Genomic DNA, 10895 nt, shown 5'->3' with positions numbered 1-10895 from the left:
AATAGTTCACCCTCTTTGCCAGGCTCACACACTGGTCATACATATTTTGTTCGCGTTTTTTTGTCGAGAAACGGACTGGGAGTTTCTTCTATCACCTTTTGGTTGTTGCGCTGTATGGAGCACTCCCTCTCCCCCCAGACATACCACATTGCCGTGCTTATCAGCCACTATCTGCACTTCTATGTGCCTGGGAAATTCCACATACTTTTCGATGAAAATTCTACCATCACTAAAACTCTTGGATGCTTCGTTGGTGGCGGATACAAACGCCTGTTCCATTTCCTTGGCCGATTTCACAACCCGCATGCCTTTGCCCCCACCACCGGCTGCAGCCTTAATCATGACCGGAAACCCTATAGACTCCGCAATTTTTTTTGCATCAGCTGGAGATTCTACAACGCCCATGTATCCGGGGACCACAGCAACACCTGCATCTTGCGCAACCCTCTTCGATACCACCTTATCGGACATCATGCGCATGGAAGACGGAGCCGGGCCTATGAACCCTACACCACACTCAGACAGCCTATCTGGAAACTCTGCATTCTCAGCAAGAAACCCATAACCCGGGTGCACCGCATCCACCCCGGTATCCTTAGCCACGGCGCAGATTTTACATATATCCAGGTAGCTCTGGCTGGCCGGACCTGGGCCTATGTACACGGCTTCATCGGCACATAGAGTATGCAGCGCACCACGGTCTGCGTCAGAGTATACGCATACACACTTTATGCCCATTTTGCGCGCAGTCCGCGCTATTCTGCACGCTATCTCTCCCCTATTTGCAATTAGAATCTTTCGTATCATGCAGCCCACAGAAAACTTGTAAACTCAGAGGGCCGCAAACTCCCGCCAAACAGCCCAACGCGGCACCGATTCTACATTCGAGCCACCTTACCGCAAAACAATATTTTTTGCAACACACCCGCATTTTAGCACACTTGCACAACACCTGAGGTTAATCTCCACCGGGAAGTACTTTTACTGACGCCCATATCAATTGTAAATGAGCCGGGTTATCCGGACCTGGTTATCTGTGGGCGGAATACACACACCCAAACTGGGCGCAGCCCCGCAGGTTTTTGCTTCACCCACCAGAATATCCACCTCCACAAAGCGCCTGAGAGAATCGCAATTGCATTTGGCAATATACGGAGATACCATGGTGGAAAACCAGTAATCAGAATGAAATGCGTACACGAAGTGTGCGTCACCAAAGAGGACGACCAACAAAGAATTGATAAACTAATCTCGTGCGCGTTGGAAATATCACGCAACAGGGCGCAGGGTCTGATCGCGGGTGGGCAAGTTACAATCTCTGGAAGAGTAATCAACAACAACAGCTATCTGACAAAAACAGGTGACGTGTACACAATAGTGACGGCCGTACAGAAACCCAGCACTCTATCACCCAACTACGATATTGACCTCAAAGTAGTGTACGAAGACCATGATGTTATAGTAATAGATAAAGACCCCTACATAGCCGTCCACCCAGGAAATGGAATTGAGCACCACACGATAACAAATGCGCTGCTTGCCCGATTCGGGGCCGGTTTGCAGTCTGTCGGTAGTAGCTCAAGGCCGGGCATCGTACATAGACTGGACAAGGACACCAGCGGGCTAATGGTAGCCGCGAAGACCGAAAACGCCTATTATAGGCTTTCCGAAGAACTTGCCAACCAAGGATTCAAGAAAGAATACCTAGCGGTGGCCTGGGGTATACCTTGTCCCAAGCGGGGCGTGATACATACAAACATCCGCGTAAAAAGGTCTGACATAACCATGATGGAAGCTGCAAATTCCGGCGGAAAGCCGGCAAAAACAGAATATGAGGTTGAACAGGAATTGGGGGAAGTCGCAAGCTTGATTAGATGCACGCTCCACACCGGAAGGACGCACCAAATAAGGGTGCACATGAGCCATATAGGGCACTCCATAGTGGGGGATCAGAAGTATGGTAAGAACTGCAAGAAATGCATGAGGAGCGGGGTGCCGCCGGATGTCAAAAACTTCCGTAGACAAGCCCTGCACGCGTCCCTACTCGGCTTCCGTCATCCATCCACCGGAAAGTACATCGAGTTTACATCGAAACCGGCTGACGACATACAGCAACTCATATCTGCGCTAGAGCGAGCCGGCAACCTACAAGCAAGAAACCGGGGGTAATTTTAAAGTACACCACACTGCAAGGATTTACCAGATGCGATAGCGGCCCTTATCTTGCGCTTTATCTTCTGCGCCTCGTCGCTTAGCTTCCTGGAAGCGGTATTCAACAGATAAAGATCGAAGCCGCCCTTGTAGTTTATAGTCCGCAAGGTACGGGCAGCGACTTTCATCTTAAACTTCCTACCAAGCACCTCACTAACTAAAGTCACGTTGTGCAAATTCACCAGATAAGACCGCTTCGTCTTACGGTTGGAGTGCGACACCTTGTTACCGAAGGACTTGGCAAGCCCAGTAACGTCACAAACCCTACTCACAGGAACCCCCGAAAACACAACAAACCTGCGCAATTGTACCATGATGTGAGCGATAGTCAACCACAGCATGATATATACCAACATTCGTGGCAACAGACATTGATTGTCGAGTATTCGCCGCGCTGGGGCTCCGTCACCAGGAGATTGTCAGTACGCAGCCGTGCAACCAAACACAAATACATGCATCGCGCTGCGTGCCTTTGAAATGTATAAGCATGGAAGCTATAAAGGCCGGAACCGACCCAGGAATGAGGCACGATTATTGCACTTAAGTAAGATCGTTGGCCGTGGGAACAAGTAAATTGTGGCAGAAATATGGCAGGATTACCACAACCGGGCTATGGGATGAACTGCGGCCGAAACGGGGCTACGGAGCGCCATAACCCTGACCCTAAGTACATCACACAGAAAATATCTGCCACGTTTCGAAGTGCAGATGACTGCCGCTTCGGGTTTATAGACGAGAGGAGCACCAAAAAATGGGCGCTCGGACACCCAACAGCATCAAAAAGCCGCGGTTGACCGCACTTATAAATACAAACCAACGCGAATAGCCGCTTGCAAGCAGTGTTCACGCGAAGTTAACTGGGCAGCGCTCACGCGAAGTTAACCGGGTCGACGTCTATCACAACTCTTACTCTCCCAAGTTTTGTGTACCGATCCCGACACTCCGTTAAGATCTTCCTCACAGCCATGATATTGCTAATTTTCATCAGCATCCTGTACCGGTACACACCGTTTACTAAGCTCATAGGGGCGGGCGCTGGCCCCCAAACCGTTATATGCCTTGAAAGGTATGCCACAATATCTTTAGACGTATCCACAACCCTAAACTCCTCTTTGCCTGATACTATTATGGCAACAAGCCTCGTGTATGGGGGCATATCAGTAATCTTGCGCGAGTGCAGCTCCGCATTGTAAAAATCCTCGCGCTCGCAAGACATCAAAGACTGAATAACAGGGCTCTCCGGGCCGTGTGTTTGCAACACCACCTCCCCTTTTTCTTCAAATCTGCCTGAGCGACCAGAGACCTGGTGCAACAGTTGGTAGGTTTTCTCAGTCGCCCTTAAATCGCTGTTTCCCATGCCTAAATCCGCATCTATGACTCCAACAAGAGTCAGCTTGGGAAAGTTATGCCCCTTGGCTATGATCTGGGTGCCCACAATAATGTTCACTTCACCTTCCATGATTTGCTCTATTGTGCGGGTAATTCGCTTGGTACTTACGTCACTGCTAATGATTGCAACGTTTGCCCCCGGAATGAGCTCCTTTATGCCTTCAGCAACCCTCTCAACCCCCACCCCATATGGCATCATGGTATTGTGTTTGGTGCAGTCTGGACACTGTTGGGGCACTGCGCAGCTGTATGCGCAATAGTGGCACAGCAGGCCATCTAACCTTTTGTGTTCGGTTAGCCATGTGCAGCAATTTGGGCAGCTTATTTTGTACCCGCACTTTTTGCACAAGACCAATCTCGCATATCCGCGACGATTTAAAAACAACATCGCCTGGTTACCCTTGGCGAGGGTGGAAGTGATTTTGTCGTGCAGCGCCGATGAGAGCCATTCTCTGAGCAGCTGATCTTTGCGCATATCGACCACTGTGATATCGGGCATTACTGCCTCGCCGAATCTCTGCTTTAATACAACGTGATGGTACTTACCCTGGTTGACGTTATGCATTGTCTCCAGGGCCGGAGTTGCAGAACACAGAACCACAGGCACACCCAATCGTTTCGCGAGCACGATAGACATGTCACGTGCATTGTAAATAATCCCAGAATCTTGCTTGAAGGAGGATTCGTGCTCTTCATCAACGACTATCATTTTCAAATTTTTGAACGGCAAAAACAGGGCAGATCTGGCTCCCACCACTATTGATGAGGCTCCGTAAGTGATCGCCAGCCAATTTTCCCTACGCTGTTTCGCCGTAAGGCCGGAGTGCCACTCTACGGGGTTGCACCCTGCAAAATAGCTGTGCACCCGCTTCATGAGCTGCGTGGCCAAAACTATTTCCGGCAGCAAGATCAGAACCTGAGCATCCAAGCAGTCGTGCAGCAACTTGGCTATTGCCGCGCAATAAACCTCGGTTTTACCGGAACCAGTTTTCCCGTCCAGTACAGTTACTGAAAACCCAGAAAGCCTCCCCACTATTTGGTCACGGGCCTTCAGCTGCTCCCCTGACAGCGCAGCAGATGTGCTCAGCGCGGGGCTATTATCAGTTGGCACACAACATTTGTACTCCTGTGTGCCAAACATGCGAGACTTTGCAACAATAACGCTGCCGAGCACCATTTTTAGCACCATACCTATTGGCATGATGTTGTAACTACTGACCCACTTCAGAAACTCCATGAGCGGCCGCTGTACCGGCGGAAGGGGAATTTTGTCGCCAATGTCTTTCAGCTCCATATCAGGGGCAGGCCCACTCCTCATGGTGGTGATGATGCCTATTGCCACTCTGTTTCCAAAGGGAACCCGCACGTAGTCGCCTACAGAAAGTTCCATATCTTCTCGTACAGAGTAGTAGAAACATTGATCCACAGGTACAGGTAGCGCAACCTCCGCTATAATTCGCCCCGTCACAGTTTCGCATTACCTAGCACACTAAGCCGCACATTATGCCACAATTTTCCAATGACCGTGATAAATGCGCACGGCCGCTCTCGAAAGAGCGCGGCGCCCTGCAGGTACATGGCTCTTTTCGGGTTATATGCGGCCAAACTACCGGTACGATAGCGCCCCCCATCAGCATGATGCAGAAACCCCAACCTGCGCGCGGAGCAAAACCACGTATCACGCGCTACCCGGCGGAACCGTCCCCGAGAAAATCTGTGATGATGGCAAGAGCCACTTTTATACCAAGGTCAACCGCGCGGTGCTTGCCCGTTTTTTTGTCAGCATTCATTAGTAGGTACTCTGGGTGCATTTGTATCAACATGTTGCCCTTGCTGTCCTCAAGCGCCTCTATGATGCCATCATCAGATACTGCAGCAACCTTGTAGCCGAGCGCCTTCAGCTTTTCCATATTTTCCGGAGAATTGTCTACTGCTTCTTTGTGCGCATCGGGTAGGTAAAACACCGGATCGTCCCCCGCATTTACCTTCCTGACGATGACTTCAAGTTTGGTGCCCGGCAAGGCCCTTGCTCTCATTAGAGGAACCCCAGGAAGCCTTGGGTTTGGATCAGCAATATTGTGAGACTCAGCCATTGCACTGGAGCCCAAAATATCCTGCACTCTGCTCAGCCTTACATTCTGTGAGTGCAACACACCTTGCAATCCTCCACAAATACCCAAAATATGCAAGTCAGCCCCGCTATTCATCAGGCCTACCACGGCATCTGTAACCAGTTGTCTGTTAGGAACCGGGGGCAGCGGGGGAGAAACTATGTTGTAGTAGTTACCTGGAATCAGAATTCTGTCTATATTGTTCTCTCGCAGAAACCCACTTAGGCTGTCTTTTATCGCTGCCATGTCCGCACCGGCGCCGCCGGCATTTTCGATTATCTTGTTATAATCCACAATTGTCACATTTTTCGCACCTAAGGTGACGAGTAACTCGGTGATCCCCGTGGCAGTATCATATTCATTAGGATATGTCGAACTTTTAGTAGACAATATACCTACCGTGCTTGCCGTAAGAGCGTGCACACACTCAAAAGAGCATGCCCAACTCAACAGGAAACAACATAACGCCGTGCGGACGTATCCACTCAAACATTTCATATTTCAAACCCATCCGCTACACACATAAGACCAACCAAATCCGGCATTATATTGCCAAAACCTCTAAACAAAACTTACGGCGATTCCAAACCATTTCTCAGATTTCACGTTTCATAACACACCATTTATGATCTTTCAATGCCTAACAATAACTTAAACAATGACTCCTCAGTGGGGCGTCGAGAAACAAGTATCCGCTTCCACGCACCCACATTCAGTGCGCGAAAAACCCCGCTGCTCATAGAATACGCACAAACATTACGCAGAAGCCTGCTGTATTGTCTGGATAACTCGGTAAAAATCTTGGCCGTCCTAGTTGAGTAAAAAACCACACCCAATATCTCACCATTCATGAGCAGATCACAGCACTGGGGGCTCAGATTCGCTCTAGCTACAACCTTGTAGAGCACAGCCTCTTCTACCTCAAAACCCATTTTCTCTGCAGCACCGCGCAAATCGTATGAAACTTCCTCCCCTCTCGCGTATAGCACCTTGGTTCCGCGTTGGTACGCATTCAGGCAAGATATTACATCGCGCACGGTGCCACCCGCAGATACCACATTAGTAAACCCAAGAGCAGTCGCACGCTTCATGGTGCTGTCACCCACAGTCAATATGCAGATATCACGTTCATCGGTAAGCTTGGCAATAACATCAACACCATTCCTGCTCGTAACAACAGTGACGTCATATGACTGCAACTTTAGGGCCTCAGTACGCAGATGCACAACTTCAAACATGGGCTCAACAAAAACGTCGAACCCCAATTCCTCTAGAGCCCCTTTGGACTTTGCTGAGTCTGCACTGGCACGGGTCAACACCAGCATGCCCATAGGCAATCTTCCATGGCAGGAACAAAAACAGAACCTCGGCGACCAACGTCCCCCCCCCCCACTCTCTCTACTTAAACTGCACGCAACACTCCGCACCGAAACCAAGCGGAAAACAACAGCGAACATACACAAAAATTGTGCACGGGACAACCCTGATGTCATTCACCCCGCAAAGAGCACGCTCAGCATACTCACAGTGGTGAGCAGGCTGTTTGTAGCCAAGCTTTGACCGCTGCAGCAACGTGGGGCGCTACTTCGTTGTATACGAAGCTGTGATAATCATTCACATACTTTATCTCTTCGGAACTGAGCATTTTGGTGTCTATCAGGTTTTTGTCTAGCGGAACGCGGGTAAGTTGTTGAAATCTGCAAAATCCCTCACCACACGCTTCAACATACATCAGGTTTTCGATTCTAATGCCATACTCGCCAACCTTATAGTAGCCCGGCTCATTGGAAAGTACCATACCGGGAAGTAGTGCCACCCGGTTGCCGCGTGAGATTGCTTGTGGGCCCTCGTGCACAGATAGGAAGCTACCAACGCCGTGCCCAGTACCGTGCCCATAGTCGAGCTTTTTGCTCCACAAATACTGGCGAGCTAGAACATCCAGGTCTCCCCCCGAGGTGCCAGTGGGAAAAACCGCTCTTGCCAGGGCAATATGCCCTTTTAGCACGTCAGTAAAACGCTCAATATGTTCTCTACTTGGAGTGCCAACCGCCACAGTTCTGGTAATATCTGTCGTGCCATCCAAATATTGCCCACCGGAATCTAGCAGATACAGCCCCCCTTCGCGCAGTACCTGGCTTGTTTTTTCGTTTACCCTATAGTGGACGATTGCACCATTCCCTCCGAAACCAGAAATTGCATCGAAGCTTTCTCCGGCAAATAGCTCTTGGGCTTCTCTGAACTCACGGACTTTCAACGCGGCTCCTAGCTCCGTCACCTCCCTGCAATTTGCAAGTTCCGTGTGCAACCAATACAGAAAATTGGTCATGGCTACCCCATCTCTGACGTGAGCCTGGATCATCCCCCGTATTTCGGTTTCGTTTTTTGTTGCCCTGGGGAAGGTGCAGGGATCATCATCCCTGATCGTCACCACTTTACTTCGCACTGCGTCAAATATTGACATTGGAATCGTGGATGCATCCACCACAATGCTGTGAGCGCTCATTAGGGCACCGTGCAACTTATCTATTGAAAAAACGCGCACGTCCTCATCACTTATGTGCACCTGATCAGCCGCTGCATCCACAAAAAGCTCAACGCCCCCGTTACTATGGAGTATTGCACGCGACAAAACAGAAGGAGTATGCGTAAATGCCATGTTCCGTATATTCAAGAGCCATGATATCGCGTCTACATCGGTCATCAACATGACGCCACTGGTGGGCAGAGTATGAGCAACGGCCGCGCGCTTCTCACGGCTTGAAAGCCCAGCAAACTTTATTGGATGCTCCTGTATGCGCTGGTGAATCTGCATGGGCCGCTGCCAAATCTTGTCTAACATAATATGCTGCACCATCTTGGGCAGAAATTTTGCATACCTCCCTACCTGGCTGAGCGTGAACAGCTCCCCTTCATAGCCCACAACGGGATATTCGTCTATGTGTGCTTCAAGCCATGCAAAGGGAGTTAAATCACGGAAGTCATGAACATCATAACTATCTTTATCCACCTCCAACGCGGATTGCACTATGTATCTACTGTCGGTAAAAAACTGACTTTTGCCTTTTTTGCAAATTATCAGGAAAGCGTTTGACCCACTGAAGCCACACAGCCATTTTACTCTTTGCCTACTCTCGTGCACCCACCCAGACTGATATTCATCAGCATGGTGTAACAGAAGCGCATCAAGGCCTTGTTCATCCATGAGAGGCAATAACTTCCGGAGTTTTGCGTCCACACCGTACCTGCAAAGAGCACCCTAAGTTTATAGCAAAACCTCGGCGTCTTCACTAGCGTAATCATGTGCAAGCAGCCCCTACCCCGCGTGGCATGCGTGCAAAGTTTACTTCGGCGCGTCTAGATTTCAGCTTGGAGAAAGCAGTAGCTCGTCATTCCGCATCGTAAAGTGAAAATGCTTCAGAAAACTCATTCCCAACAGAGACGTTCGCAGCTCAGACGTGCTAATGCTAGCACCCACATTTCTCGCAACCAACGTCCCTATTCTGATTTCTGGTATCTGAAAATAAGTGGCCTTTATGGCCCCATTTGCTGTATGGTAGGTTTTAGATTGCTGCACCGGCCTCATATGCGCGCCTATCTTCTGCGCATCCCTTTCAGACAGCACAACATCCGTCGCGCCTGTATCCACTAGGAATGTTATATTCTCCCCATTGATAGCCGCAAGTATATAAAAATGGCCGTCCTTGGATTTGCGAAATGCAACCCCTCCATCTTTTATAATGGGTACGTCGCTTATCGCGGCTGCAGTGTTGCCAAAACTGCCAAATGGTGGTTTATGCACTCCATCGTATAGGAAGGCAATTACCGATATAAGCCCAACCCAAAAAGCTATATACTTCGCGAATCTCATGGCACAAATATCCCTTATCATTGCAAACTACAAGTAGACATATCGGTCTCGACAGCGGCACACAGTAGAAAAACCTGCAATTGAGCCCCAGGAATGGCACAGATATTGTAGAAAACGGCGCACGCACCCGCCACATCCGGAGTCATGCATGCCGCCACTCAACGAGCAGCAACCTGGAAAAGGCGCCGCGGCTCTGGCCACAAAGCATGATTCTGACTCAAAACTGAGTTGATGTCCACTAGGGAGACGTATAAAAGCCTACTGACTTCATATTACAGCTCTGCACAGGCACGCTAGACATCACGTCTACTCACAGGCGCTGGCAGGTGCGTGTGCACTATGGTAACCCAACTACGATAAAACTTATTAAACACGCGTGCAATAACCCAATGGAGGCCGCGCTCCGTTCAAGACACCTCTTCCCCCAACATAAAAAACTGGCCATCGCAAACCTTTTCCCACTCCGCAACAAATTCAAGCATGTGTTTGTTGCCACTGGTTTGCAGATACTCCAGCAAATCTTTGATGCATTCGTTATAACTGTCCGATGTCACCCTGCCTTGATGGTGCATCAGCCTAAGGTACACAAGGTAGGTGTTGATTACGTCAGACTCGCAGTAGTCACGAATTTCAGACAACTGCCCGCAGTCATACATGCGCGCAACTTCCGAACCGTCTATACCTATTTTGCCTGGAAAATTCAGCACAGAACACACTTCATGCATTTTTACCCTGGCGGACGTGCCAAAATCTGAAAGATAATCGAGCAAATCGCAGTGCCAATCTGTGCTATATCGCTGAAAATAGTTGTTCCACTTGTCACCAGAATTATACAAATACCCAGCTTGAACTCCATGCACCATGGCCCGGTATTTTATCACAGGCAGGTCAAAAGTGCGCCCATTGAACGTCACAATGCGGGGCTTGATTGCGGAAAGGTAGCCCAAAAACCCGCGCACCAGTTCCCTCTCTGTGGAGGCCACAGTTCCCCCAGAACGTATTTCGCGCAGTGTAAAGTGCTCACACCCCAGATCGCGCCGTATATCCGCTCTGAGAAAGCTTATTGTCACTATCTTGTGAAACGGCTGGCGCAGGAATGGATTTTGCCCATTAGTCACTTCAAGATGGTAGTCAGCCATAGCCTCGCGCTTGGCCGCAACATCACCACCAACAGCTCTTCCCACAAGACTGTCGCAGCTGTCAGTATCTGGTATAGTTTCAATGTCAAAAACCAATAACGAGCTCAGCATTGTGTGTATCCTACGCATTCATCCAGGTGATCCTGCCAGAATTTGCGCACCTTAACAAACAAAAAA

Annotated in this window: 9 protein-coding genes and 1 pseudogene; 2 read left to right on the top strand and 8 right to left on the bottom strand. The window is 49.5% G+C overall.

Translation table 11 applies throughout. From position 1 onward, the window contains the following. Positions 1–807, bottom strand: a pseudogene (locus GAC_RS01330) (ATP-binding protein); the annotation flags it as partial. A 378-nt stretch (positions 808–1185) separates the two neighbouring features. Here GAC_RS01330 and GAC_RS01325 point away from each other — a divergent pair. Then, positions 1186–2169, top strand: coding sequence for an RluA family pseudouridine synthase (locus GAC_RS01325; RefSeq protein ID WP_010267916.1), 984 nt, complete (start codon positions 1186–1188; stop codon positions 2167–2169). A 2-nt stretch (positions 2170–2171) separates the two neighbouring features. Here the strand turns inward: GAC_RS01325 and rpmB are convergent, their stop codons facing one another. Beyond that, the gene (gene rpmB / locus GAC_RS01320) at positions 2172–2483 is read right to left on the bottom strand and encodes a 50S ribosomal protein L28 (protein ID WP_029209882.1); all 312 of its coding nucleotides are present in this window, start codon (positions 2481–2483) and stop codon (positions 2172–2174) included. 315 nt (positions 2484–2798) lie between these two features. On the opposite strand from rpmB, the gene GAC_RS05675 reads away from it, so the two are divergent. Beyond that, on the top strand, positions 2799–3005 hold the full coding sequence (locus GAC_RS05675) for a hypothetical protein (protein ID WP_141562901.1): 207 nt from the start codon (positions 2799–2801) through the stop codon (positions 3003–3005). Between the two features lie 74 nt (positions 3006–3079). Here the strand turns inward: GAC_RS05675 and priA are convergent, their stop codons facing one another. The 6 genes from priA to GAC_RS01290 form a co-directional block, all read right to left on the bottom strand. After that, positions 3080–5068, bottom strand: a complete 1989-nt coding sequence (gene priA, locus GAC_RS01315) for a replication restart helicase PriA (protein WP_011114451.1) — start codon at positions 5066–5068, stop codon at positions 3080–3082. A gap of 217 nt (positions 5069–5285) precedes the next feature. Next, the gene (locus GAC_RS01310; RefSeq protein WP_237696929.1) at positions 5286–6101 is read right to left on the bottom strand and encodes a gamma-glutamyl-gamma-aminobutyrate hydrolase family protein; all 816 of its coding nucleotides are present in this window, start codon (positions 6099–6101) and stop codon (positions 5286–5288) included. 233 nt (positions 6102–6334) lie between these two features. After that, positions 6335–7042, bottom strand: a complete 708-nt coding sequence (locus GAC_RS01305; protein ID WP_037349071.1) for a uroporphyrinogen-III synthase — start codon at positions 7040–7042, stop codon at positions 6335–6337. 191 nt (positions 7043–7233) lie between these two features. Continuing rightward, a complete protein-coding gene (locus GAC_RS01300; RefSeq protein WP_037349069.1) occupies positions 7234–8946 on the bottom strand; it encodes an aminopeptidase P family protein in 1713 nt (570 codons plus the stop codon). A 126-nt stretch (positions 8947–9072) separates the two neighbouring features. Next, on the bottom strand, positions 9073–9600 hold the full coding sequence (locus GAC_RS01295; RefSeq protein ID WP_010265063.1) for a retropepsin-like aspartic protease family protein: 528 nt from the start codon (positions 9598–9600) through the stop codon (positions 9073–9075). 386 nt (positions 9601–9986) lie between these two features. Then, complete coding sequence (locus GAC_RS01290; RefSeq protein ID WP_012880592.1) at positions 9987–10829, bottom strand: 3'-5' exonuclease; 843 nt, start codon at positions 10827–10829, stop codon at positions 9987–9989. Between the last annotated feature and the right edge of the window lie 66 nt (positions 10830–10895).

Source organism: Anaplasma marginale str. Florida (genome assembly GCF_000215485.1).
Classification (GTDB): Bacteria; Pseudomonadota; Alphaproteobacteria; order Rickettsiales; family Anaplasmataceae; genus Anaplasma; species Anaplasma marginale.
The sequence above is the reverse complement of the archived record's forward strand: the minus strand, read 5'-3'. Positions and strand labels throughout refer to the sequence as shown.

Excerpts from the sequence above, each read along its gene's own strand:
- GAC_RS01290 (WP_012880592.1), bottom strand. The coding sequence starts at position 10,829 with ATGCTGAGCTCGTTATTGGTTTTTGACATTGAAACTATACCAGATACT.
- GAC_RS05675 (WP_141562901.1), top strand. The coding sequence starts at position 2,799 with ATGGCAGGATTACCACAACCGGGCTATGGGATGAACTGCGGCCGAAAC.
- GAC_RS01325 (WP_010267916.1), top strand. The coding sequence starts at position 1,186 with ATGAAATGCGTACACGAAGTGTGCGTCACCAAAGAGGACGACCAACAA.
- GAC_RS01305 (WP_037349071.1), bottom strand. The coding sequence starts at position 7,042 with ATGGGCATGCTGGTGTTGACCCGTGCCAGTGCAGACTCAGCAAAGTCC.
- GAC_RS01295 (WP_010265063.1), bottom strand. The coding sequence starts at position 9,600 with ATGATAAGGGATATTTGTGCCATGAGATTCGCGAAGTATATAGCTTTT.